Source organism: Pseudomonas sp. GW821-FHT04D07 (genome assembly GCF_059420225.1).
On record NZ_JBWKTH010000030.1, the window covers coordinates 1 to 25578 of the forward strand.

Annotated in this window: 26 protein-coding genes; 3 read left to right on the top strand and 23 right to left on the bottom strand. The window is 55.5% G+C overall.

The annotated features are described in order from the left end of the window. Positions 1 to 176: 176 nt before the first annotated feature. Both AC07T0_RS26140 and AC07T0_RS26145 read left to right on the top strand, forming a co-directional pair. A complete protein-coding gene (locus AC07T0_RS26140) occupies positions 177 to 662 on the top strand; it encodes a Spy/CpxP family protein refolding chaperone (protein ID WP_495003901.1) in 486 nt (161 codons plus the stop codon). Between the two features lie 166 nt (positions 663 to 828). Further along, complete coding sequence (locus AC07T0_RS26145; RefSeq protein ID WP_495003902.1) at positions 829 to 1389, top strand: lipid-binding SYLF domain-containing protein; 561 nt, start codon at positions 829 to 831, stop codon at positions 1387 to 1389. Between the two features lie 440 nt (positions 1390 to 1829). On the opposite strand, the gene AC07T0_RS26150 is transcribed toward AC07T0_RS26145, so the two are convergent. The 10 genes from AC07T0_RS26150 to AC07T0_RS26195 form a co-directional block, all read right to left on the bottom strand. Beyond that, positions 1830 to 2288, bottom strand: a complete 459-nt coding sequence (locus tag AC07T0_RS26150) for an Lrp/AsnC family transcriptional regulator (RefSeq protein ID WP_495003903.1) — start codon at positions 2286 to 2288, stop codon at positions 1830 to 1832. A gap of 98 nt (positions 2289 to 2386) precedes the next feature. Continuing rightward, positions 2387 to 3862 (bottom strand): dihydrolipoyl dehydrogenase, encoded by a 1476-nt coding sequence (lpdA, locus tag AC07T0_RS26155; RefSeq protein WP_495003904.1) that lies wholly within the window; start codon positions 3860 to 3862, stop codon positions 2387 to 2389. A 74-nt stretch (positions 3863 to 3936) separates the two neighbouring features. Further along, a complete protein-coding gene (locus AC07T0_RS26160) occupies positions 3937 to 5250 on the bottom strand; it encodes a dihydrolipoyllysine-residue acetyltransferase (RefSeq protein WP_495003905.1) in 1314 nt (437 codons plus the stop codon). A 132-nt stretch (positions 5251 to 5382) separates the two neighbouring features. Further along, on the bottom strand, positions 5383 to 6138 hold the full coding sequence (locus AC07T0_RS26165; protein ID WP_495003906.1) for an amino acid ABC transporter ATP-binding protein: 756 nt from the start codon (positions 6136 to 6138) through the stop codon (positions 5383 to 5385). Between the two features lie 5 nt (positions 6139 to 6143). Then, the gene (locus AC07T0_RS26170) at positions 6144 to 6833 is read right to left on the bottom strand and encodes an amino acid ABC transporter permease (protein ID WP_495003907.1); all 690 of its coding nucleotides are present in this window, start codon (positions 6831 to 6833) and stop codon (positions 6144 to 6146) included. 2 nt (positions 6834 to 6835) lie between these two features. Further along, entirely contained in the window at positions 6836 to 7531 is a 696-nt protein-coding gene (locus AC07T0_RS26175; protein ID WP_495003908.1) for an amino acid ABC transporter permease, read from the bottom strand. 41 nt (positions 7532 to 7572) lie between these two features. Beyond that, positions 7573 to 8415 (bottom strand): ABC transporter substrate-binding protein, encoded by an 843-nt coding sequence (locus AC07T0_RS26180; protein WP_495003909.1) that lies wholly within the window; start codon positions 8413 to 8415, stop codon positions 7573 to 7575. A gap of 92 nt (positions 8416 to 8507) precedes the next feature. Further along, positions 8508 to 9683, bottom strand: coding sequence for a cystathionine beta-lyase (gene metC, locus AC07T0_RS26185; RefSeq protein ID WP_495003910.1), 1176 nt, complete (start codon positions 9681 to 9683; stop codon positions 8508 to 8510). A 42-nt stretch (positions 9684 to 9725) separates the two neighbouring features. Beyond that, positions 9726 to 12404, bottom strand: coding sequence for an alpha-ketoglutarate dehydrogenase (mdeB, locus tag AC07T0_RS26190; RefSeq protein WP_495003911.1), 2679 nt, complete (start codon positions 12402 to 12404; stop codon positions 9726 to 9728). A gap of 35 nt (positions 12405 to 12439) precedes the next feature. Continuing rightward, a complete protein-coding gene (locus AC07T0_RS26195) occupies positions 12440 to 13720 on the bottom strand; it encodes a cystathionine gamma-synthase family protein (protein ID WP_495003912.1) in 1281 nt (426 codons plus the stop codon). A 181-nt stretch (positions 13721 to 13901) separates the two neighbouring features. Between AC07T0_RS26195 and AC07T0_RS26200 the strand changes: the two genes are divergently transcribed. Continuing rightward, positions 13902 to 14384 carry an Lrp/AsnC family transcriptional regulator gene (locus AC07T0_RS26200; RefSeq protein ID WP_495003913.1) on the top strand — a complete coding sequence of 161 codons (483 nt, stop codon included), beginning with the start codon at positions 13902 to 13904 and terminating at the stop codon, positions 14382 to 14384. 7 nt (positions 14385 to 14391) lie between these two features. Here AC07T0_RS26200 and AC07T0_RS26205 read toward each other — a convergent pair whose 3' ends face one another. The 13 genes from AC07T0_RS26205 to nac all read right to left on the bottom strand — a co-directional run bounded on the left by AC07T0_RS26205 (position 14392) and on the right by nac (position 25380). Then, a complete protein-coding gene (locus AC07T0_RS26205) occupies positions 14392 to 15282 on the bottom strand; it encodes a LysR family transcriptional regulator (RefSeq protein ID WP_495003914.1) in 891 nt (296 codons plus the stop codon). A 293-nt stretch (positions 15283 to 15575) separates the two neighbouring features. After that, on the bottom strand, positions 15576 to 16409 hold the full coding sequence (locus AC07T0_RS26210) for an ABC transporter substrate-binding protein (protein ID WP_495003915.1): 834 nt from the start codon (positions 16407 to 16409) through the stop codon (positions 15576 to 15578). Positions 16410 to 16466: 57 nt separating this feature from the next. After that, positions 16467 to 17195, bottom strand: coding sequence for an amino acid ABC transporter ATP-binding protein (locus tag AC07T0_RS26215; protein WP_495003977.1), 729 nt, complete (start codon positions 17193 to 17195; stop codon positions 16467 to 16469). Positions 17196 to 17222: 27 nt separating this feature from the next. Then, a complete protein-coding gene (locus AC07T0_RS26220) occupies positions 17223 to 17963 on the bottom strand; it encodes an amino acid ABC transporter permease (protein ID WP_495003916.1) in 741 nt (246 codons plus the stop codon). Between the two features lie 6 nt (positions 17964 to 17969). Then, positions 17970 to 18671: an amino acid ABC transporter permease gene (locus AC07T0_RS26225; RefSeq protein ID WP_495003917.1), complete on the bottom strand. Its 702-nt coding sequence runs from the start codon at positions 18669 to 18671 to the stop codon at positions 17970 to 17972. A 125-nt stretch (positions 18672 to 18796) separates the two neighbouring features. Continuing rightward, positions 18797 to 19549: an SDR family oxidoreductase gene (locus AC07T0_RS26230; protein WP_495003918.1), complete on the bottom strand. Its 753-nt coding sequence runs from the start codon at positions 19547 to 19549 to the stop codon at positions 18797 to 18799. Positions 19550 to 19713: 164 nt separating this feature from the next. Continuing rightward, entirely contained in the window at positions 19714 to 20481 is a 768-nt protein-coding gene (locus tag AC07T0_RS26235; RefSeq protein WP_495003919.1) for a LamB/YcsF family protein, read from the bottom strand. 19 nt (positions 20482 to 20500) lie between these two features. Then, positions 20501 to 20905 carry a biotin/lipoyl-containing protein gene (locus AC07T0_RS26240; protein ID WP_495003920.1) on the bottom strand — a complete coding sequence of 135 codons (405 nt, stop codon included), beginning with the start codon at positions 20903 to 20905 and terminating at the stop codon, positions 20501 to 20503. Between the two features lie 12 nt (positions 20906 to 20917). Beyond that, positions 20918 to 21889: a 5-oxoprolinase subunit C family protein gene (locus tag AC07T0_RS26245; RefSeq protein WP_495003921.1), complete on the bottom strand. Its 972-nt coding sequence runs from the start codon at positions 21887 to 21889 to the stop codon at positions 20918 to 20920. After that, positions 21886 to 22557 (bottom strand): 5-oxoprolinase subunit PxpB, encoded by a 672-nt coding sequence (gene pxpB, locus AC07T0_RS26250; RefSeq protein ID WP_495003922.1) that lies wholly within the window; start codon positions 22555 to 22557, stop codon positions 21886 to 21888. The genes AC07T0_RS26245 and pxpB overlap by 4 nt, the downstream gene beginning before the upstream one ends. After that, complete coding sequence (gene accC, locus AC07T0_RS26255; protein ID WP_495003923.1) at positions 22554 to 23906, bottom strand: acetyl-CoA carboxylase biotin carboxylase subunit; 1353 nt, start codon at positions 23904 to 23906, stop codon at positions 22554 to 22556. Before accC ends, pxpB begins: the two co-directional genes overlap by 4 nt. A 31-nt stretch (positions 23907 to 23937) precedes the next feature. Continuing rightward, positions 23938 to 24360 carry an acetyl-CoA carboxylase biotin carboxyl carrier protein gene (locus AC07T0_RS26260; RefSeq protein ID WP_495003924.1) on the bottom strand — a complete coding sequence of 141 codons (423 nt, stop codon included), beginning with the start codon at positions 24358 to 24360 and terminating at the stop codon, positions 23938 to 23940. A 114-nt stretch (positions 24361 to 24474) separates the two neighbouring features. Next, on the bottom strand, positions 24475 to 25380 hold the full coding sequence (nac, locus tag AC07T0_RS26265; RefSeq protein ID WP_495003925.1) for a nitrogen assimilation transcriptional regulator NAC: 906 nt from the start codon (positions 25378 to 25380) through the stop codon (positions 24475 to 24477). Positions 25381 to 25578 lie beyond the last annotated feature (198 nt).

Sequence of the window (25578 nt, forward strand, 5' to 3'; positions counted from 1 at the left end):
GCTTGTCGGTCATGAAAAACTCCTCGATAGATGCATTTTCCACCTATCGGGGTGTCCGGGGAAATTAAACCACCACACGATGACAGGCCACCGACAGTTCGTCGGTTCGCTGCCGCGCTTAGTGGTAAGGTTAGGGGACATAGATGCCGCGCCCCCCTTAATCCGGATATGAGAATATGAAAAACTTCGCATTCAAAGCATCCATGCCGGCGGTGTTGATGCTGGCCGCTCTCAGCGCTTCTTTCTCAGCACAGACGATGGCAGCGAGAAGTTCTGACGCGGTCTCTCAAGCTGCCGCCCATCACGCCAAAAAATACAAAGATCTGGTAGAAAAGCGGATCAACGAACTGCACGCCAAACTGAAAATCACCGAAAAACAGTCCCCCCAGTGGGAAGCCTATGCGAAAACCCTGCGTGATAATGCAAATGTCACCGATAAAGCCTACCTGGATCAGGCGCAGAAACTGCCATCGTTAAATGCCGATGAGGCGATGCACTCCTATGCCAAGCTGGCCCAGGTGCACGCAGACAATCTGCAGAAGCTTGCTACTTCGTTTAGCGTGCTGTACGGCACGCTTTCCGCCGACCAGAAAAAAATCGCCGATACACTGTTTCGCAGTGAACGGGGGGAACGGCACGAAGTCGCGGATAGATTTCATTGATGTGCGGCGTGTTGTGCGCTACCGAACAGACGTGGGTCGCTAGCGACGCCTAATCTGCTCAATGCTCGGTCGTGGCCGAATAATGATCGGATGTTCGCAGATACGGCCATGAACAGGCCATCGACATGACCGTGCTCATCCATATCGCGGATATTGGAGTACAACCATGACCACCTCACTGCGTTCATTTCTCTTTATCGCGGCGACAACCCTGTCATTGCTTTCAACGGGCTTGCTCAATAGTGCAAACGCCGCTACCGCCGAGGATCTGAACAGAGACGCCCGGCAAGCCCTGCAAATGCTCTACAAGACTCACCCTTTTGCCGAGACCATCTCCCACAGCGCCAAGGCTGTACTGGTATTTCCGAACGTCGTCAAAGCAGGCCTGGTGTTTGGTGGTAGTTATGGCGAGGGGGTCATGTTCAGTGGCTCGAACGTGGACGGTTACTACAACTCCGTAACCGGTTCATGGGGACTGCAGATCGGTGCCCAGTCTTATGCCTACGCGGTGTTCCTGATGACTGACAAAGCGGTTAACTATGTCCATGAAACCAAGGGTTGGGAAGTGGGTGTAGGTCCCACCGTTGTCCTGGTTAACCAAGGGATCTCGAAAAATCTGTCGACCTCGACCTTGAAGGACGATGCCTATGCGTTTGTCTTCGACCAGCAGGGCCTGATGGCGGGCGTCAGCATCGAAGGCACCAAGATTTCACTGATCAAACGTTGACCCCCCCGGGTGACTACTAGTGGCAGACTGCAATGGCACCTAGGGCAACAAGCGCTCAATCAAGTGACCAAGAAGAAACTGCCTGTCGCTGATATAGCGGCACCTCTTGGCGAATCGACTCACAGCCGCTACCGACTCGTGACGGATGCGCTTGAACGTATTAACCAATGGGTACGCCAGCTAATCACCCGAGCACGGCTCTTCTCCCCAGTAAATACATTGAGGCCAGGCATCATCAAATCCGAAAATCACCCCCCCACCGTCTGAGACGAGCCATCTGGGTTTGCAGATCGGCACAAGAGCCGAGTGTTGATTGCAAGCTTTCAACACCCGCCTCGTTGAGGAGATTGATTTCGACAATATCATAGTTGAGGATCTTATGGCTGAAGCCAAGTCGCCTGAACATTATTGATTCACCCGACATTGAAATATCAACCCGCTTAAATCGGTAATCGGGTTGATCGCTTTATTTCCCTCAACGAAAAACCCGTCTGCATCATTTTTATATTTCCTGAAGACTGGATTCGGCGCATGACAACGGACTGAAACTCTTCCATGTCCGCAGCCACGACTTGTAGCAGATAGTCGTACTTGCCGGACAGGTTGTGGCAAGCAAGGACATGTTTAAAATCACCGACATCTTTTTCAAATTTCAGAGCCGCCTCTGCGGAATGGGAGCTCAACGTCACACTGATAAAAGCCAAAACATTAAAACCCAGAGCCGCTCGCTTTAAACTGGCGTAGTAGCCTTCTATTACTTCTTCCTCCAGGCGTCTCAAGCGCTTCCAACAAGCGGGAGCAGACAAGTTGATACGCAACGCAATTTCGGCATTGGTTAAACGACCGTTCTGCTGAAGAAGTTCCAAAATAGCGCGATCGGTACTGCCCAGGTCAGCCATCTTCAAGTCCCGCATGTTGGGTTTTTCATCTAATTAAAGTGACTGTGAGCGGGTTGAATTAAATATCACTAACCCAGTCGTTCAGCGCTTAAAGAGGACTACTTTTTTGGAGGTAGATCGGTACACATCCCGTGTAAGGCCTCTGCTGCCAGACCGATTGATTCACACAAGGTTGGATGCGGATGGATTGTCTTTCCAAGATCAATGCTATCAGCCCCCATTTCGATGGCCAGGCAAATTTCACCCAGCAAATCACCCGCGTGCGTTCCGACAATACCGCCACCAATGAGGCGATTGGTTGTTTTATCAAAGAGCAACTTGGTGAACCCTTCTTCCCGACCATTGGCAATCGCACGTCCTGAAGCAGCCCAGGGAAAGAGCGCTTTTTCATAGGACACTTTTTTATCTTTGCACTGATCCTCAGTCAGCCCCACCCACGCCACTTCGGGGTCAGTGTAAGCAACCGAGGGAATCACTCGGGCATCGAAATAAGCCCGCTCTCCATGCGCGACTTCAGCAGCCACATGGGCTTCATGAACAGCCTTATGCGCGAGCATGGGCTGGCCAACAATGTCCCCGACAGCAAAAATGTGCGGCACATTGGTGCGCATTTGTTTATCTACCGGAATGAAACCACGCTCGTTCACCATGACCCCGGCTTTGTCCGCCGAGATTAATAAACCATTAGGGACTCTACCTGTTGCCATCAATACAAGGTCGTAACGCTGTGCATCCGTGGGCGCCTCGTCGCCTTCAAACGTCACCCAAATACCGTCAGCCATCGCCTCAACAGCAACCGTCCTTGTCTTTAACATGACCCGATCAAAACGATGCCGGTTTTTACCGAACCAAACCTTTACCAGATCGCGGTCAGCCCCAGGCATCAAACCATCCAGCATCTCGACGACATCAAGACGCGCGCCAAGCGCGGAATAAACAGTCCCCATCTCCAACCCAATAATACCGCCACCGATAATCAGCATTCGCTGGGGTATCTCAGGAAGCTGCAATGCGCCGGTTGAGTCAACGATTCGGGGATCTTCAGGTATGAACGGCAACTTGCTGACTCGTGAGCCTGCACAAATGATCGCCTGCTTGAAGCGAATAAGTTTTTTAGTGCTGGAATTCTCTTTACCATCATCATCGGTAAGCGCCACCTGAAGATGATGAGCATCCACAAAGCTACCGCGGCCCTGAATGACCTCAACCTTGCGCATCTTAGCCATGCCTGCCAGGCCGTCTGTCAACTGACTGACCACTTTTTCCTTGTAGCGCCGCAGTTGGCCAAGACTGATCGAAGGCGCACCGAATACGATGCCATTGTCCGCGAGATGCCGCGCCTCTTCCAAAACGGCAACGTTATGTAAAAGCGCCTTCGAGGGAATACACCCAACGTTCAGGCAAACCCCTCCCAAACTTGGATAGCGTTCTACCAGGACCGTCTTCCTGCCTAAATCGGCACTGCGGAACGCCGCTGAATACCCCCCCGGGCCAGCGCCAAGCACCAGGACATCACACTCAATATCTTTGACGTCACCGACATCCGGCACCGTTATCTCAATTTGTTTGCCCATGCTGCCGTTCCTCCCATCTTGAACTTACATCTAAGCCGGGCCGGTAAAAGATCAGCCCCTGGCTGCTCATATGACTAGATCGCGACCCGTCGAAAATCACTCAGCAACTTGCCGAAAAAGGTAAGAAACCGGGCAGCTTCGGCACCATCAATCACTCGATGATCCCAGGACAAGCTCAGCGGCATTGTCAGTCTCGGCTCGAACTCTTTACCGTTCCAATGCGCTTTCATAAATGCTCGACCAGCACCAAGAATGGCAACTTCCGGCGCATTGATAATCGGGGTAAAGGTCGTCCCACCAATCCCGCCAAGGCTGGATATTGTGAAACAGCCGCCTTGCATTTGATCGGACTTCAACTTGCCCTCACGAGCCAAGTGGGCCAACGCTGTCATTTCCTTGGCGATCTGCAGGACGCCTTTCTGCTCAACATCGCGAACAACAGGAACGACCAAGCCGTTCGGCGTATCAGCGGCAAAGCCCAAATGACAATAGTGTTTCAACACCAATTGATCACCTTCCAGGGATGCGTTAAAGCCGGGGAATTGCTGCAACGCAACAGCTGCGGCCTTCAGCATAAACGCCAACAACGTGACCTTTATGCCGTTTTTTTCATTTTCCGTGTTAAGTTGGACCCGCAACGCTTCCAAGGAAGTAATGTCCACTTCATCGTTATTCGTTACATGAGGAATCATCACCCAATTACGATGAAGGTTGGAGCCAGAAATCTTTTTCAGCCTGCTCAGCGGTTTTCTTTCGACCCGGCCATATTTTTCATAATCAACTGTCGGCCACGGAAGAAGATCTATACCGCCGATACCCGCGCCGACGTTATTCGGCGTCGCCGGAGCATCGAGTTTGTATTTAATAAAATTCTCGATATCTTCTTTGAGAATCCGGTCTCTCAGGCCGCTCCCCTTTATTTGATTGAGAGCAACGCCTAAGGATCTGGCGAACTTACGAACTGACGGACTCGCGTGAACGGCCGAAACATCATGAGTCGCATTTGAAGGCTGCACACTCGCATGGACAACAGGGATATCTATTGCCGTCTCTGGCATACTGCCGACCGGCATGGAAATCGGTTCAACAACATTCAACCCGATCTGCTTCTCTACGACGGCGAGAGCGTTTGCCGACACTAAAGAGTCTTTGACTTCAAGAACGACAATAATACTTCCCTCTGAAACCTGGTCACCTAGCTTTACCTTGACCTCGGTAATCGTACCGGCGTTCGAAGCCGGCACCTCCATCGCGGCCTTGTCCGTCTCAAGTATGACGAGGGCATCATCAATCGATACAGCATCACCTACTTTTACCAGAATCTCAATAACGCTAACTTCTTTAAAGTCACCGATATTAGGAACTTTAATTTCAAAAAAATCAGTCACTTCAAGTACCCCCAAAGCACTGGAGACAACAGTCCCCTGACAACCTGCGACAAAATCGAGATTCTTATTTAACGCTACGTTGAGAACCTAAAAAGGTATGGTCGGATAGGCCATACCCCCTCAGGCATCCACTCACGATGCTTTTGGCAAAGCGTTGGAAAATGGCGAGCGAATATCAGAAAGGAATCGCTGCGCTCGCGGGTGCTCAGGCTGGATGAAAAACTTATCGGGCGGGGCACTCTCCAGGATGCGCCCCTGATCCATGAATATGACCCGGTCAGCCACATCACGAGCGAACCCCATTTCGTGAGTGACACACACCATCGTCATCCCTTCTTTGGCCAGAGACTTCATTGCCAGAAGAACTTCGCCAACCATTTCCGGGTCGAGCGCCGAGGTCGGCTCGTCAAACAGCATCACCGGGGGATTCATCGCCAATGCCCGTGCGATAGCCACCCGCTGTTGCTGCCCTCCGGACAGCTCGGCTGGATAGGCGCAGGCTTTATGCGCCAAACCTACGCGCTCCAGCAGGCTCATTGCCAGTTCGTCAGCTTCTTTCCTGGTTAACTTTCGAATACGTGTCGGCGCCAATGTGCAGTTTTGAAGTACTGTAAGATGAGGGAACAAGTTGAACTGCTGGAAGACGAAGCCAATACGGCTACGTAGTTCATTGACGCTGGCCTTGCGATCATAAATATCAACACCATTGATGTAGATGTTGCCGTCATGGATCGCCTCCAAACGATTGAGTGTACGGATCATGGTGGATTTTCCGGACCCTGAGGGGCCGCAGACGACGACCACTTCGCCTTGGGCAACATGTTCACTGACATCCGCCAGGGCATGGTACTCGCCGTACCACTTATTCACCTTATCAAGCTTAATCATTGTAGTTATACCTTTACCGTACGAACGGCGAGCCGTCTTTCTAACCAATAGGCAAATCGCGAAAGACTGAAGCACATCACAAAATAAGTCAGGCCGAGCATCGCGTAAATCTCACCCGGTTTTGTGGGCATCATTGTATTAATCTGCGAAGCGATAAAGGAAACTTCTGACAGGCTGATAATATACCCGAGCGATGTCTCTTTCACCGTTGAAACAAACTGATTGACCAGCGAGGGAAGCATGTTTCTAAATGCTTGAGGCAATACGACGAACGCCATCGCAGATACATAACTCAAGCCCAATGCACGCGCACACTCCATTTGGCCCTTTGGCAGACTTAAAATCCCCGCCCGAATAATTTCCGCCAGGTAAACAGCATCGAAAATAACCAACGCTGCCAACATGGTAGTAAATTGGTCAGTCCTCTCCCCCGTTATGGTCGGCAGCAGGAAATAAGCCCAGAAAATTATCATTAACAGCGGCGTTCCGCGAATCAAGTAGGTGATTGCGGTGACGGGCACACGTAGAAGCGGGAATGGACTGATACGGCAAAGCGCGAAGATGACTCCGACAGGGAGAGCCAGCAAAAGCGCTGCCGCTGCCAGGATCAACGTCAGTAACAGTCCGCCCAGAGGGCCATTCGGGTACTGTCCTATCAAGTAATAGAGACCGTAGGTGTGCAATACATCTAACATGATTAAACACTCCTTACCGGATAGCGCCGTTGATAGACAAAAGAAAATCCGTAGATCAACAGAGAGACTGTTATATAACCCGCGGTGGCGAAGGCAAACGACTCAAACCCTCGAAAAGTAGAGCTTTCCACTTGTTGCGCCTGGTACATCAGCTCTGCAACACCGATAACCATGGCAATACTTGTATTCTTCCATAGGTTGAGCGTTTGGTTGATCAGCGGAGGAACTGTGACACGAAGCGATTGAGGAAGAATGACCAGTCGCATCGTTTTCATGAACCCAAAGCCCAAGGTTCTACCCGCCTCCATCTGCTCCTTGGGGATTGAGCGCAATCCGCTTCTGATATCTTCGGACATAAATGCGGCGGTATAGAGTACCAGCGCGACCACCGCACTCGCCGCTTCAAAGTTATGGTCGTACAGCCATTCCTTTATGCCATCGGGGAGAAACTCTGGCGCCCCAAAGTACCAGAACAGCATGTGTGCCAGGAGCGGAACATTTCGAATCGCCTCGACATACGTAATGGCGACTCCCCTCAGTATGGCGAACGGCGCCATCCTCAAGGTAGCAATGGCGATGGCCAATGGCACTGCCAATACAAGCGTAATCAAAGCCAGCTGTACCGAGAGAAAGATTCCGCTGACAAGCCAATCATGATACTGCCCAGACAACAGCATCGACAGATCGAAGTTTTTCATGATCAAGTCCGTGGCCCGGCCGAAGCCGGGCTGCTGTCCAATCAGTTAGCGCTTTGTTCAAACTTGAACGAGCGAGTCGCGTACTTCATTTTGGTATCGGGGCCGAACCACTTCATGAAAATCTTCTGCGCCTCCCCTGATGACTCCAGGCCGAGCAGCACTTTGTCGACCTGTGCCTTAAAGGCGGGTTCGTTTTTCCTGATGCCAAGCGCCAGGTTCTCGGTTGAAAGGTTTTGAGCGATGATTTTGTAGTTTTTCGCATCGTCACCCAATTCGGCAAAATGCTTTACAAGCGTTGCCTCGTCGGTCGCGAACCCTACCCCCTTGCCTTGCTTGAGGGCGAGAAGCGCCTGTGGCCCAGTGTCGAAGGAAATCACTTTCGCCGTCGGCAAGGTGCTGCGAATGTTTTGCTCCATCGTCGTGCCCTTGACCGTGAGCACCCGTTTGTCAGCCAACTGGCTAAGTTCATCAACCCCACTGGATGTTTTGACCATCACTTTCGCGCCGGTCACAAACGTTGAAGCCGAGAAGTCGATCTGCTCTTCACGCTCCTTGGTGCGGGTGAGCGTAGCGGCCAGGATATCCACTCGACCTTGTTGCAACTCGGGGATACGCGCCGCTACCGCGAGTTGCTTGAGCGTCAGTTTTACCCCGAGACTGTCCGCAACAGCCTTGCACAGATCAACATCGTAACCCACGATTTGTCGGCTGGAGGGGTCACCGATGTAACTAAATGGCTCATCGGTTCCGAGAACACCACAGGTCAACTCTCCTCGGGTTTTTATCTCGCTCAGTTGATCAGCGGAGACCCAGCTGGCCATACCCAGCGTGACAACGACGAGTGTGATTTTCCAAGTAGCTTTTAATGCGTTACTGTGTTTCATTTTTTATCCTTCTTAGATTGAAAGCACGGCAGAACTTAAGCTATATAGCCAAGGCTGTTATTGTTTTGGAAACGGGCATTACTTTTTCAGTATCAATTATTGAGTGTTCGCAACCTCCAAAATGCCTGATTAAGATCTTCAATTAAATCGTTGGGGTGCTCGAGCCCTATATGAAACCTTATTAAAGGTCCATGGGCTTTCCACGTCGTAGCGCTGCGGTAGGCTGACGGGTTTGCCGGGATGATCAGACTTTCATACCCTCCCCAACTGTATCCCATGCCAAAAATCTTCATGCCATCAAGCATGGCGCTGACGGCTGACTCCGGGAGCGCGTTGAATATCACTCCAAACAACCCGTTAAAACCTGTGAAGTCCCGCTTCCACAGTTCATGGCCAGGGCAACCAGGTAAAGCCGGCGACAGGACGCTATCAACTTCGGGCTGACTCTTCAGCCAATCAATAACGGCCAGGGCGTTGCTTTGATGACGATCAAGCCGAGCCGCTAAAGTGCGCAGGCCACGTAATGCCATATAGGCATCGTCACTGCTGACCGAAACACCCAGGTGTTTGTAAAACGCCCGAACTTTCGGATATTGCTCCTCCGTGGTCATGATGACACCCATGAGCACATCTGAATGCCCCACGATGTACTTGGTCGCCGCATGAACAGAAATATCGACACCATGCTTGAACGAAGCAAAATGTAATGGAGTGCCCCAGGTATTGTCGATAATCACAATCGCATTGTGCGCATGAGCAACTTGCGCAATGGCCGGAACGTCCTGCACCTCGAACGTCAATGACCCAGGAGACTCGACAAATACAACCCTGGTGTTCGACCTCATCAACTGCGCAATACCCGCTCCGATCATCGGATCGTAGTACGTCGTTTCAATACCGAAACGTTTCAAGGTTTCGTTACAGAAAGCACGGGTCGGATCGTAGACCGAATCAGTCATCAACAGATGGTCACCTGGCTGAAGACTCGCCAGCAACGCCGTCGTGACCGCAGAGAGCCCACTGGGCGTCAACATCGCCCCGCCAGCGCCTTCCAAGTCACACAGTGCACGCTCCAGTGAACGGGTTGTCGGACTACCGTGTCGGCCATAAGTATTGATTGTCCCTTGCACTGATTGCAAAGCACTCACCGTTGGAAACAGCAGTGTGGATGCCCGATACACCGGCACATTTACAGTTCCGCCCACCTGGTGATGCTCCCGCCCCGAATGGGTCAGAAGTGTTTCTGCATGAAACGTCAAATCGTCCATCTGCAATTCCTCTAATCAGTTATCAACCCGTAGCGGCTTCCATTAGCAATTCCAGGGGGCAGCCATGCCAGTGTCGATTCCCAATCGTTGAATCGCGTCAGCTAATACGGAACGCTCCAAAGTGCCGTCAATAACCAGCGCATCAAGTGCAGCCAGGACAATGCTCTTGCTATCGACTTCGAAGAACGCTCGCAGCTCGCTGCGAGTATCGCTGCGACCAAAGCCATCAGTGCCGAGTGCCACGTAACGACCGTCCAGATAGCTTGAAATCAGCTGAGGCAACGCCCGGACATAATCGGTTGCCGCGATGATCGGCAACGTTCCTTGAAGGCATTTTTGGACGTGCGAAGTCTGCCGCTCACGCTCTGGATTCTGACGATTGTCACGTTCAACCTCGCGAGCATTTCGTGCCAGTTCGCTAAAACTGGTGACGCTCCAAAGTTCGCTCTCGATCTGCCATTGCTCCGCCAGGATCTGCGCAGCTTTCTGAACTTCGAGGAAAATGGCCCCGGAGCCGAGCAGCCTTACCCGAGCACGGGGCTTTTCAAGGTTCTGCTCCTTGAAGAGATACATACCCTTGACTACATCTTCGCGTACCGACTCAAGCAGTGTCGGCTGAGCATAGTTTTCGTTCATCACCGTCAGGTAATAGAAAACGTCCTCCTGGCGTTCCAGCATCTGCCGCATGCCGTAGTCCATGATCACGGCTAACTCGCCGGCGAACGCTGGGTCGTATGCACGGCAGTTCGGGATCGAAGCCGCCATGATGTGGCTCGAGCCATCCTGGTGCTGAAGTCCCTCACCACCCAGTGTGGTTCTACCGGCGGTAGCGCCGAACAGGAAACCACGGGCGCGCTGATCCGCGGCCGCCCAAATCAAATCCCCAACTCGCTGGAACCCGAACATCGAGTAGTAGATGTAAATCGGCAACATGGAAATACCATGCACGCTGTAAGACGTTGCCGCCGCCGTCCAGGACGATATCGCCCCGGCCTCGGTAATCCCTTCCTCAAGCAATTGACCGTCTTTCGCTTCCCGATAGCAGAGCATCGAGGCGGCGTCTTCCGGTTCATAGAGTTGGCCGAGCGGCGAATAAATGCCTATCTGACGGAACATGTTCGCCATACCAAAGGTACGCGCCTCGTCCGCAACAATCGGTACCAGGCGTGGCCCCAGAATTGAATCCTTGAGAAGGCTCCCAAAGATCCGCACCGCGGCCATCGTTGTCGACATCTCCTTGCCTTCCGCCTCCAGAGCAAACTTCGCATAGCTCTCCATAGCGGGAATCGGCAGAGAATCGCCACGGGGACGCCGCACAGGCAGCGACCCACCGAGCCTTTCGCGCTGCTTGTGCAGGTACTGCATTTCCACGCTGCCCGGCTCCGGCTTGAAGAACTGCAGTTCGGCAACGGCCTCGTCCGTCAATGGCAGTTTGAACCGATCACGGAAAGCCTTCAGTGCTTCAAGGTCAAGCTTCTTCGCTTGATGAGAGGTCATCCGGGACTCGCCCGCCCCGCCCATGCCGTAGCCTTTCTTGGTTTTCGCAAGAATGACCGTTGGCCGTCCCTTATGGGCTTTCGCTGCCGCGAACGCAGCAAACAGCTTTTTGAAATCATGTCCGCCACGTTTCAGCCCATCGATTTCATCCGGTGTCATGTGAGCAACAAGGGCTCTGATCTGCGGATCTTGTTCGAAGAAATGGGTGATATTGAACGCGCCATCGTTGGCACCCAGCGTCTGGTATTGACCGTCCACCGTCGCCGCCAAATGACGGAGCAGTATATGGTCAGTATCGCGCGCAAACAGCGCGTCCCAGTCCGAGCCCCAAAGCACTTTGATGACATTCCAGCCGGCGCCGGCAAACAGCGATTCCAGCTCCTGAATGATCTGACCATTGCCGCGAACAGGGCCATCCAGGCGTTGCAAGTTGCAGTTGATGATCATGGTCAGATTGTCGAGCTTCTCCCGGGCCGCGAGTGTCAGAGCGCCAATCGATTCGGGCTCATCCATTTCGCCGTCGCCGAACACACCCCAAACGTGACGAGCGCTCGTGTCAGCCAAACCCCGGTTCTCCAGATATCGCATGAAGCGAGCCTGGTAAATCGAACTCATAGGGCCAATACCCATCGAACCTGTTGGAAACTGCCAGAATTCAGGCATCAGCCAAGGATGGGGATAAGAGCAAAGCCCACCGCCATTGATCTCCTGTCGGTAGCGGGACAACTGCTCCTCGCTCAACCGACCTTCCATAAAGGCCCGCGAATAAATACCTGGCGCGGAGTGCGGCTGGAAGTAAACCAAATCACCGCCGCCAGGCGCATCGGGGCCTTTGAAGAAGTGCTGAAAGCCCACTTCGAAAATTTCCGCTGCCGAAGCGTAACTTGCAATATGGCCACCCAGATCGCCATACGCCTGATTAGCGCGGACCACCATGGCCAGCGCGTTCCATCGCATGATGGCAATCAATCGCTCTTCGACAATCAAGTCGCCCGGATAGCCACCCTGAGACTCGAGGGGGATGCTATTGCGATAAGCCGAATACGGCCCTGTGTGTGTCGCCACGCCCAGTTCCTGGGCATGAATTTCAATTTTCTTCAGAAGAAACTGGGCACGCTCATGACCATTGGAACGAACCAGGCCATCTATTGCGTCCAGCCATTCCCGCGTTTCAGAAGGATCAATATCGCCGGCGTTCTGCACTGCCATGGCCTCTTTCGTCATGCTATTCATCTATTACCCCGCAATGGGTGCGCTAATCAGCTGCGAAGAGCATTTTCGAGGTCAGCAATCAGATCCACTTCGTGCTCCAGACCGATTGATATGCGGATCAGTCCTTCAGAAACGCCGGCCTTGCTGCGCAACTCGGCGGGCACGCCAGACTGTGTGGTGGAGGCTGGATGACAGATCAGCGACTCCGTGCCCCCGAGACTGACGGCAGACTTGAAAAGCGTCAGGGCATTGATGAACTTGAACGCTCGCTCACGACCACCCGCCAAGATGAACGAGAAGGTGGAGCCAGGCCCGGTGCATTGACGTTTGTAAACGGTTTGATAGATCTCATCGTTGATGAGTTCGGGGTGCAGCACCGTGACTTTTTCGTGCGGGTTGTCTGCAAGCCAGTGCGCAATAGTCGAACCTGAACGGGCAGCCTGGTTCATGCGCAGAACCAAGGTCTCCATCGAGCGCGAAATCATCCAGGATGAATGTGGGTCCAGCTGGGAACCAAACGCACTACGGATACTGCGCACCTTGGCGATCAGTTCCTTGCTGCCAGTAATGCCACCGGCAACCAAATCACTGTGACCGCCCACGTACTTGGTCAACGAGTAGACACAAAGATCAACGCCGTGCTCGATCGGTTTTTGGAAAATCGGCCCAAGCAGCGTGTTATCGCAGACAACAATCGGACGATATCCATGCCGAGTGCTGAAGGCATGGATTTCCTGGAGCAGCCCTTCAAAATCGATTAGCGAGTTGGTTGGGTTGGCAGGTGTCTCGATGTAGCAAATTCGCACAGTCCCCTGGCTTGCGCCTGCTTCCAGTGCATCGCGCATAGACTCGCGGGACAAGCCGTTTTCAATACCGTGAGAACCGATTCCCCAATTCGGCAGGATCTTGGCAATCAGTGTCTCAGTGCCGCCATACAGGGGGGCCGACTGAACGATCTGATCACCCGGCCGCAGGAAAGCCAGCAGAACAGCACCGATAGCCGCCATACCACTTGAGGTCACAGCCGCGGCCTCAGCCCCGTCGAGAATCGCCAGACGATCTTCAACGATTTCCAGGTTGGGGTGGTTGAACCGACTGTACACCAGGCCCGCGGATTCACCTTCCGGAAGCGGCTTGCGGCCCGACACGATATCAAAAAATTCGGCGCCGTCTTCAGCCGTGCGGAAGGCAAAGGTAGAGGTCAGAAACACCGGAGGCTTGACCGCACCCTCCGACAGAAACGGGTCGTAGCCATACGACATCATCAGCGTTTCCGGATGCAGATCTTGATCAGCGATTTTCTTCTTGTGGTAGCTGGAGTAAGACATTTGCGCCTCTTCTTGGTATTGGAATCGAGACCACACGCCCCCGCCCGCAGGCCTGTCTGACGAGGGATTCGAGCTTCGTCGTGGGCAAATCCAGTGTATCCATAACCGCAAAAAAGATTCTTTCCATTTGCATCCCATAAAACATAATATGAGAAATATCCTTCTACAACGAAGAGCAAACATGAAATCTAAGTACGCAAAAATTGAACTAGACGATATAGATATAAAAATCCTGAGAATCCTGCAAGACGATGGCAGGCTGAGCAATTCGGAGCTGGCAGAGCGCGTTTCGCTCTCACCTTCACCGTGCTGGAAACGCCTGAAACGCCTGGAGACGATCGGCGTGATTCGCGGCTACCAAGCCGTCCTGGACAGGCATCTGCTAGGGCTTGGGGTGGTGGTGTTTGTGAGCATTCTGTTAGAAAACCATACAGAATCGACATGCCGCACATTTGAAAAATGGGTCTTGGAAATGCCCGAGGTCATCGCCTGTCATAACATTTCCGGGCAGCACGACTACATGCTCCAGGTGCTGGCAGAGGACCTAGAAAGCTACTCCAAATTTGCCCTCAACCGCTTGCGAACCGTTCCGGGCGTGAAGGAGATGCAGTCAAGCTTCTCGCTTCTGGAGCTAAAGGCCTCCAGCAAGATTTGTGTTCGGTAAATCGGCGTTAACCTCGCGGCCCTTCTTGGGCCGCCAGGAGGAAATGGCGCATGTGCGGGGCCTTCAAGGCCTCTTGGGAAAGAACGGCATACAGCGTCACATGCAGCCCTTCGCTGCCCAGCTTCTTGGCTGATAAAACGCCACGAGCACTCACGCCTCGTATCACCCATTCAGGGAGGCAGCAAACAGCGCGACCGGACGCCACTTGATGGGTGAGTGACACCAAAGAATCCGATTGGCGATGTGATGCCGGTTCGAAACCGGCAGGCGTTAGAAACTTCTCAAAGACCGGAAGGTGGCGACGTTCACCTGGAGAAGTAATCAGGACCTGATTGGCAAGATCGCTGGGCGCAATAAAGGCTTCTCTGGCCAATGGATGATTGTTGGCCACGCCCAACAACACCTCATAGGTAAACAAAGGAACACTGACAATGCCTGGAAGCCTTGTGCTCTCGGTTGTCAGCAGTAGATCGACGTCCATCCCATCAAGCGCAGCGAAGGGTAAAGCGGGGTATTGCGTCAATACGTCCAATTTGATCTCTGTCCACTCCCCCCGAAACCGGTTTATCAGCGGGATCAGCCAGTGGGCCCAGTCTGCGCTTTCCACCGCCATGTTGATCCGGCCATTGGCAGCGTCGGCCAGTCCAACCAGATCGTGTTCGATGGAAAACAGCTCTGGCAAAAGGGAATCAGCCAGTTTCAGAATTCGCCTACCGGTACGAGTGAACCGCACGGGCCGGCTTCTACGCTCGAATAGTAAGGTGCCCAGTCGTTTTTCCAATCCCGAGAACTGGTGGGACAGCGCCGACTGTGTCAACTGCAGCTTCTTGGCTGCCTCAAGCATACTGCCGGTCTCGCGCAGCATCTGCATGCCCATAAGGTGACGAATTTCCAGCATGGCAACCTCTCGCTCTGCTCATGTTGCGCAACGAGTGTGACCTGGAATCAGGTCTCCCTCAGCGAGGGATCTGGCTCGTACCGACACGGCTTTAATACCGATAAAGGCTATACCTGAGCTGGAAAAATTACCTTTCAATTTATGCTACAAGCCAGTCCACCTACAGAACAAACACTCCCTATAATCGCAACAAGAGAAAGATTATTTCGCAATGCTTACATCGATGGAAATTTCATCTTTGAGCAATGCCGTCCTTGGCGACGCTCCCTGATCTGGACACAACCTGTGAACGTTTAAGGCAAGGGATCGAACTTCAGATTACTGAGGCTTTGAACCTTGTCCTCGCGGACCATTTTGTAGGCCGTATTCGGTCCGATCCAGCGGTCCCAGATCAGGTCGATTTCACCGGCCTTATCCATCGCTATCAGTGACTCGTTCACCTTGGCCAGAAAGGCCGGCTCATCTCTACGCATACCCGCCCCAATCGGTTCAAGCGCCATCGGTTCCTTGGCCAGCGCCAACTCGACACCACTCTCTTTAGCCTGGTTGACCAGTTTCAGGGCGGTCATGGTGTTGGTCACCAGGCCAACAACCTTGTTCTGCTGCAAGGCCATGTAAGCCGAACCGGTATCCTGAAAGGTCACTGGCGTGGCACCCGCGATGCGAATCGATTGCTCGGAAGTCGAGCCTTTGGTGGAGCTGATGCGTTTGTCCTTGAAGAAACTTTTCGGTTGGTCGGCATTGGCCGCACGCACCACCAGGGTTTCCTTGGCGATGTAGTACGGATCGCTGAACTGGATCTGCTCGGCACGGGTCTTGGTGTAGGCCAAGTTGGCGAAAATCACATCGACACGGCCCATTTTCACCTCGGGAATCCGTGCTTCAACAGACAGCGGCTTGAGCTCCAGCGCCACGCCCATGGTCTTGGCCAGGGCCTTGCACAAATCGACGTCCATCCCCACCAGTTCGCGGGTTTCCGGATCTGGAGCAGAGAACGGTGGCACGTCGGCGTACACCCCACAACTCAGCGTTTTTTTAGCCATGATATCGCTCAATTGATCGGCCTGCGCTACCGCAACAGCCAAAGGACCTAACGCCAGCGTGACAAGCAGATATTTCATACGCATGGAAAAACTCCTGGGGATGGGAAATTCAGAGGGCAGAGGGCGCAAAATCCCGGCGACTCAATGGGCGCGCAGATCGGCGATAAATCGTTGTGCCCGCGGGTGCGCGGGCTGACTGAAGAAGCTCTCGGGCGTGCTCTTTTCCAGAATCTGACCCGCGTCCATAAACCAGATGGTGTCAGCAACTTCACGGGCAAAATTCATCTCGTGGGTCACGCACATCATGGTCATTCCATCCTTGGCCAACCCTTTCATCACACTCAACACTTCACCGACCATTTCCGGATCGAGGGCACTGGTGGGCTCATCGAACAACATCACCGGAGGATCCATGGCCAGCGCTCGGGCAATCGCCACTCGCTGTTGTTGACCGCCGGATAACTGCGCCGGATAAGCCCCCGCCTTGTGTGCCAGCCCTACCCGATCAAGCAATTGCATGGCCTGTTGTTTGGCGGCCGAGCCTTTCAAGTTGCGGATTTTGCTGGGCGCCAGGGTGATGTTTTCCAGCACCGACAGGTGCGGAAAAAGATTGAAGCTCTGGAACACGAACCCCACTCGACTGCGCAGCCGGTTAACCTGAGCATCGGTGCCGTGTACATCCTGGCCATCGAACAGGATCTGGCCCTTCTGGATGTTTTCCAGACGATTGACGGTGCGAATCAACGTCGACTTGCCGGAACCGGACGGACCACAGAGCACCACCACCTCACCGGGTTTCACTTCGGCAGTGATATCGGTCAGCGCGTGATACTCGCCATACCATTTATTGACGCTCGAAAACATGATCATTGGATGCATGGACGCAACCCTCTTCAATTATCGATAACCAGCAAGGATCTCGGCAGCCGCGGCCGGACCGCCGTTGCCCAGACGCTTGCGAGCGATACGGCGCTCCACCCAGCCGGCCAGATGGGTCAGGCCGAAACAGAGCAGGTAGTAGATGATCGCCAGGATAAAAAACACCTGGAACGGCTTGGTCAGCAGTTGGTTGTTGACCTGGTTGGCGGCAAAAGTCACCTCCTGGACGTTAATGACATAGCCAAGCGAGGTTTCCTTGATAATGGAAACGAACTGGCTGATCAGGCTAGGCAGCGCGTTGTACAAGGCTTGCGGCAAGATCACCCAGATCGTCGTACGTAGGTAACCCAGACCCAGCGCCCGGGACGCCTCGTACTGTCCCGTTGGTAGCGCCTGAATGCCGCCACGAATGATTTCGCACAGGTAGGCACTCTGGTAGATCACCAGCGTGCAGAGCATGGTCACGAATCCGGTGATGTTATGGCCGATCAACAACGGCACCAGGAAGTAGGTCCAGAAGATCACCATCAACAGCGGGATGCCCCGCAGCACATAGACCCAGACCGTGGCGGCCCAGCGCAGTCCGCTCCACGGCGAAACCCGAGCCAAAGCCAGTAGCAAGCCGAAAGGGAATGCCAGCAACAGGGCCAGCGCCGCCAGAATCAACGTGCTCGCCAATCCGCCCAAAGGGCCGTGCGGGTACTGACCGATGAGAAACAAGGTCCAGTTTTGCTGCACAATCGAAAAGACATCGAACATCGTCGTCTACCTCGCCAGCGCTTTGCTGAAGCGTCGCGCCAACAACGCGCCGAGCCCCATCAACAAGAGTGAAAAAACCAGGTAGAACAGCGTGGCGACCAGGTATGACTCGAACGTGCGGAAGGTGTAGTTCTCGACCTCGCGGGTGGCGTAGGTCAGCTCGACCACGCCGATGGCCATGGCCAGGCTGGTGTTTTTGAACAACAGCACGGTGTGGTTGATCAGCGACGGCAGGCAATTGCGTACGCCTTGCGGCAGGATCACGTAGCGCATCGAGCGCACATACCCTAACCCCAGCGCCCGGGAAGCTTCGGTCTGCCCGGCCGGAATGGCACGCAGTCCGCTGCGGATGTCTTCGCAGAAATACGCGGCCTGACACAACCCCAACGCAATCACCGAGAACAGATATTCGCTGCTGTAATTCGCCAGCCAAAGCTGCGTGGACTCGCTCAGTAACGTCGGCACGCCGAAATACCAGAGCATCAACTGCACCAGCGTCGGCACGTTGCGATGGTAAGACACGTAACCCGCCACCAGACGATCCGCGAGTTTGTTGCCGGTCAACCGTACGGTCACCAGCAACAGCGCCAGGGCCATCGCCAGCAACCAGGCGAACAGCGCCAGTTGTAGAGTTATTTCGATGCCCTTGACGATCAGCTCGGCATATTCACCTTGCAGAACCGCGGCCAAATCGAAGTCATGCTTCATGGTCAATCCCCATCGGCATTGGGCTAAGGGCAGAAATAAACAAAGTCGCCAGGCTCGGCCGTGGCGTGAGTGCCGCGATGACGGATTGTTCCGTTCTTATGCAGCGCGTGTTGCGAAGGGAAAGCTCAGCCTGGGTAATCCTGTGGACGGGCCGTCGAGAGACCACCAGGCACTTGCAGGGTCGGGGTGATTTCCATGTGCCCGACGTTGACCGCAATCGGTGCGGCAATGGCAAAGGCAATGGCGTCGGCAATGTCCTTGGCCTGGGGCAGCTCGAAGCCTTCGACGAAACGCTTGTAGGTCTCTTCGGAGTCACCGTGGACGTGGGCAAAAATGTCGGTGGCCACTCGACCCGGACAAATTTCGGTAACTCGCACCCGCTTGCCGAAGGCATCGATGCGCAGTTGCCGCGACAGCATGCTCACGGCAGCCTTGGTTGCGTGGTACGTGGAGTTGCCGCCGAAGTTGTACGCCGCGGCAATCGAGCTGATGTTGATGATGTGGCCGCAATCACGTGCCACCATCCCCGGCAACGCCAGACGCGCCAGGTGCAATACCGCACGCAGATTGACATCGATCAGCAAGTCGATGCCTTCGGCGTCGGCCTTGAGAATCGAACCCGGTTTATCAACACCAGCGTTGTTCACCAGAATGTCGAACTGCTGCGCCTCGAACAGGCGTGTCAGCCCAGCCAGGTCGGTCACGTCGATAGCATGAGCGATACAGCCAGTCTTGGCGGCGAGGTCTTGCAGCTTGTCAGCACTGCGGGCCAAGGCATGCACCTGCACGCCCTCCTGACACAGGCGCTCGACGACTGCGGCACCAATACCGGAAGACGCGCCGGTCACCAGCGCGGTTTTGTAATCTGAAAACGGCATGTCTCTGTCCTCGTGTTACGGGTCGACAACGCAAGGCTGTACCGACCGATTATGTGTGGATCACTTGGCTTATCTCGATGACTTCGACTCTATCCAGCACGGAGGCCGGATACCAAGACGGAATGACTGTGTGGCGATAAGCCCTGCTTATGACTGCGCGACCGTTACGCCAGCAACTGCGAAATCGGCGTAATACACCCCCCGGCCTGCTCGATTTCACGACGAATCGTGCGCGCCAGTTCCACCGCGCCAGGCGTATCGCCGTGCAGCAGGATCGAGTGCGCGGGCACGGCAATCCGCTTGCCATTGAGACTGGTGACGCTACCCTCCTCCAACAACTGTCGAACCCGCTGCAGCACGGCCCCTGGTTCTTTGATCACCGCCCCCGGTATGTTGCGCGGGACCAGCAGGCAGTCATCGTCGTAGGCGCGGTCGGCGAGAAATGTCGTGGCGACTCGCAAACCACATTTTTCAGCAGCGTTTTCAATCGCCCGGCTGCTCGATGAGCTGACAATCAGCGTCGGATCGAAAGCGGCCACCGCACAGATCAATGGCTCCGCCAGCGTTGCATCGGCTGCGACCATGTTGCCCAGCGCACCGTGAAAGCTCATATGGGTCATGCGGTGGCCATTGACCGCCGCCATCCCCGCCAGGGCACCGAGTTGATAGACCACGTAGGTCGCCAGCTCCCTGATCTCGATGTTCATCCGCCGACGCCCGAAGCCCATCAGGTCCGGGAAACCGACATGGGCGCCCAGATCAATGGCGCCAGCCTTCGCCAGGCGTACGGTGTTGTCCATGATCAGCGGATCACCGGCATGGAAACCGCACGCCACGTTCGCCGATGAGATAAGGCTCATCAACGCTTCGTCTTCACCCATGCGCCAAGGTCCGAAGCCCTCGCCCAGATCAGCGTTCAAATCAATGTTCATCGCTTTTCCCCTCACACACTCATGCTGCTATCAGGCGCATGAACGCCTCGCCATAACCGACGGTGGTGCCACAGGGCAGCAGCACCGCGGCAACCCGCCCGGCCCTTTGGCTACGTACCGGCAACAGCAGGTCGCCGACTTGCAGCAAGGCCACCAGTTGCCCTTGCTCCACTCGGCTGCCAAGCGACGCCAGAACGTCGGGCTGTTCAGGATGCGCCAGCAACAACCGGCCCAGACCTGGTGTCTTCAGTAGCGGCTCATCCTCAGCCGTTGAGACCACCGGCGTCGCGGGCTGAACCGACCTCGCAATTTCGTCGGCGCCGCGCTTGAGCATCAGATGCAGCCCTGGGCGATGTATTTCCGCGCCAGTCAGGTGCGCCTCCTTGAGCCACGCCGCCAACTGTCGGATGTCCTGATTTGTCATGTTTGAATATCCTTAACGCGAGGCCATCCCGTGAAGCTCGACCAGACGTCGAACTTCTTCGAGGTAGCGCTGATTATCTTCCAGGGCCGCGATAGCTTCGCTGTAGCTGCACTCGATAAAACGGACCTTGCTGCCAATCGGTGCCTGCCCCAGACGCCAGAGGTCTGCCTCGATCACCGTGCCGAATTTCGGATAACCGCCACTGGGTTGCGCGTCGCGCATCTGGATGATCGGCTGACCACCGTGGGGCACCTGAATAACCCCCGGAACGATGCCGTGGGAGCGGATCTCCAGGGGGGCCGCGGGCAAGATCGGTGCGCCTTCGAGCCGATAACCGTAACGGTTACTCTGGGTGGTGACTTTCCACTCTCCAGCCCAGAATGCCGTACGTGAGGCCTCCAGGAAGTACTCATATTCGGCAGCTGGCAGTACGCGCATGGCCGGCAACCCGGCGAGCTGCAATGGCAACGCCAGACTCGGCGACACCACCCCGAAATCGGTGGGTAGCACACTGACTCCAGGGCGCAGCGCCGAAAGCCGGTCGCCCTGCTGCAAGGCCCGTCCTTGCAGTCCACCGAACTCACCGCGCAATTGAGTGCTGCGTGAACCCAGCACCTGCGGTACGTCGACGCCCCCCGCCAGACACAGATAGGCTCGACTGCCGGAGGTCGGATAGCCAAGGCTCAGTACCTGCCCTTCCTTCGCCTGTGCCACCCAGAATGGCGGGAGCGGCTGATCATCCAGGCTGGCCTCGCAGGCGACACCCGTTACCGCGAATGCACAGTCCTGAACAAACCGCACCTCGAACGGAAACAGCGGAATTTCAATAGCCGCCGCATCTTCGAGATTCCCCAACAACAGGTTGCCCAATGCCAACGCCAATTGGTCCATCGCGCCGGAGGTCCCCACCCCGTAACCGAGGCTGCCAAAGCGGCCGAAATCCTGCACGGTGGCCAGAGCGGTGGCCGATAAAATCTCGATCATCGAATGATCCTCTCGATGCGCAAGCGCAACATATCGCCCGGCCTCAGCATGGCCGGAGGGTTTTGGCTTGGGTCAAAAAATGACATTTCGGTCCGGCCAATGGTGTTCCAGCCGCTGGGACCGGCTGATGCCGAAACACCGGTCTGCACGCCGCCGATCGACACTGAGCCGGCGGCGATACTAAGCACCGGCACTTGCCGTCGTGGTGTAGCCAGACGCGAATCCATACCACCGAGATAGCAATAGCCGGGATGGCTGCCCAAGGCATACACCGGATACAGCGGCTCGCAATGCAGATTGGCGATGGTGTCGATGTCCAGTCCGGTGTGCGCCACCACATCACTCATGTGAGGACCGTATTCGCCGCCATATATCACCGGCAATTCGACGATGCGCCCTGCGAGCGGCAGCGGATCGCAGGCATCCCAAGCTTCCAGCAGGCGCTCGCAGAGCCGGTTGAGGTCGCGCGGCGGCTTGATGAAGGTCAGCATCAGGTTGTTCATGCCCGGAACGGCTTCGTCTATTTCGGCCCATTGCCCGGCCTGCAGGGCCAGGCTCCAAATACGTTGTTGCGGCGCCAGATCCAGCTCACCCGGTGCTTCGAACAACAAAGCCGTGGACCCCAGCAGACTGATGAGCGGACTCTTTGATACAGAAGCAGTACTCATGTCGCACTCCTTTGTTGCAGCCAACGCTCCAGGTGATGGATGTCCACGCCACCGGAGCAGAACGCCGGATCGTCGAGAATCTCGCGGTGCAAGGGGATATTGGTCGAGATGCCCTCCACGCGCATTTCACTCAGGGCCAGGCGCATACGCGCCATGGCCTCATCGCGGGTCGCGCCGTGGGTAATGACCTTGGCCACCATCGAGTCGTAGTAGGGCGGCACCCGATACCCGGTGGTGACGTGGGAATCGACCCGCACACCAAAGCCACCGGGGACTTCCCAGCGCTGAATCAACCCCGGCGTCGGCATGAAGGTGATCGGGTCTTCGGCGTTGATCCGGCATTCCAGTGAGTGACCATTGAGTTGCACGTCCTGCTGGCGCAGCTCAAGCACTTCGCCTCGGGCCATGCGCAGTTGCTGCTGGACGATATCGATACCCGTCGTCATCTCCGTCACCGGATGCTCGACTTGCAGCCGAGTGTTCATCTCGATGAAGAAGAACTCGCCGTTCTCATACAAAAACTCGAAGGTGCCGACACCGCGATAACCGATCTGCCGGCAAGCCGCCGCGCAGCGTTCCCCAACCTTGGCAATCAGATCCGGATCGATTCCCGGTGCAGGCGCTTCTTCCAGGACTTTCTGATGCCGACGTTGCAAGGAGCAATCCCGACAACCCAGCCAGATCGCGTGGCCATGGGCATCGCATAACACTTGGATTTCGACATGCCGTGGATGACCGAGAAACTTCTCGATATAGAGTTCCGGGTTGCCGAACGCCAGCCGCGCCTCCTCACCGGTCAGCGCAATGGCATCGAGCAGTTCGACCTCTTCGTTCACCACGCGCATGCCGCGTCCACCGCCACCGCCCGCCGCTTTGACGATCACCGGGTAGCCAATTTCCCGGGCGATGGCGAGAATGCTGTCATCGTCGGTTGGCATGACCGAATCAGGCCCGGGCACGCAGGGTACGCCGGCTTCGCGCATCGCCCGTTTGGCGGCGACCTTGTCGCCCATAGTCCGAATACATGCCGCGCTCGGACCGATGAAGGTCAGGCCAGCGAGCTCGATGCGCTCGGCAAACCCGGCGTTTTCCGAAAGAAAGCCATAGCCGGGATGGATCGCCTGAGCGCCGCTGACCTTGGCGGCAAACAGCAGCGCGGTCTGATTCAGATAACTCTGGCTCGGTGCGGCCGGTCCAAGGCACAGTGCCTGATCAGCGTCTTGCACATACTGGGCGTGGCGATCAGCCTCGGAGTGCACCACCACGGTTTGCAACCCCAGGCCACGGCAGGCACGCTGAATACGCAGGGCGATTTCGCCACGGTTGGCGATCAGCACTTTGTCGAACATTGAATTCACCTGAAAGAAGATGGGCTTGGAGTCAGCCGAGACGGAACAACGCCTGACCGGCTTCGACTTCGGTACCACTCTGGGCAAGGATTGCGCTGATCTTGCCAGCGGATTTGGCCTTGAGCGGGTGGAACATTTTCATGGCTTCGATGACCGCCAGGGTCTGACCCGCTTCGATCTGTTCACCGAGCGTGACGAACGGCGCTTCCCCGGCGGCGGGCGTCAGATGCAGAACGCCGTACAGGCTGGCCTTGATCTCGAGCGCCGCAGGGGGTGCTATCGTGGCTAAGTCCAGGGTCGGTATCGGCGCAGGGACGACAACCGGCTCGGCGGCCAGCACCTGCCCTGCCTGCTTGAAGAGACGAATCGTACTGTCGCCTTCGGTCAGGCTGAGTTCGAGCAGATCAGACTCAGCCAGTAAATCGATCAACCCCTTGATACGTTCTGAATCCATGCCTGGGCCCCTGCCTGTCGAGCGTGTCTGAGTGGATGGGGTCAATGTAGCGATCCCGCCGAAAAACGACCAAGACGCTTTGGCTTTGGGGTGATAAGCGCGCCTTATGACCACTCAGATCAGGCTACCGCGCATCTCGGCGACCAGCTCCAACAGGATTGCCTTGACCGCCTGGGCAGGCACGGACAGTGGCAGGTGACCGGATAAACACAGGGCCAGTGGCGCCTCGATCTCGGGTTCGACAATGCGACACATATGCACCGAGGTGGCGGCGACCATCACTCGCGCCGAAGATTCGGGCAGGATCGTCGAACCGAAGTGCTCGGCGACGGCGGCGGTCAAGGTGATCGAAGATTCGATTTCAGCCACCACCCGCGCGCTCATACCGATGCGCTGGAAGGCCTCATCCACCAACCGACGCATGACGTTGTAGGGCCGCGGCAGGAGCATATCAATGTCCGCCAGGTCGGCCAGGGCAATCTCTTCGCGCGCACGGACAGAAGGATCGGCGCTCACCAGATAGAGGTTCTCGCGAAGCAGCGAGACGAAGCTCAAACCATGCACTTCTCGCCCACCATAGAGCACGGCCATGTCCATCCGGCCGTTCATGATCAACTCGCTCAGGGTGGTGCCGAAGTTTTCATTGAGATACAGCAGAATGCCCGGATGACGTTCGCGCACGGTGCGCAACAAGGGCAAGGACAGCGCGGAAGCCGCCGTGCCTGGCGCCAGGCCGACCGACACCTGTCCGGACAAAGCGTGCCCCGTTGCATTGATGTCGCTCTGGGCTTGTTCGCACTGGCGCAAAATGATTTGCGCATGGCCATAAAGTACCTTCCCCGCCTCGGTCGGAGTGACGCCGCGTTTGGTGCGGATCAACAATTGCTGCTGCAATTCTGCCTCCAGCGTCGCCAATTGCTGACTCAGTGCCGGCTGCGCGACATGCAGCACATCGGCAGCCTGGGTCATGCTGCCGATGTCGACGAGTTTCACGAAATACTTCAAACGGCGCAGATTCACGGTGGCGGTGCTCTTGCTCGAAAAAGGGAGGCAGCCCAAAGGCTTTAGCAAGAGGCAGGCCAGCCCGAAACCTCGGGCGCACACTTGACTGTGAAGCTCAACCATAAGCCTTTGCTATAGATCGATCAGTGTTGCCGGGATCGACACTCGCAATGGCCATACAGGCCGAAGCGCACCACTCTGGTGCGGGCACTGTTC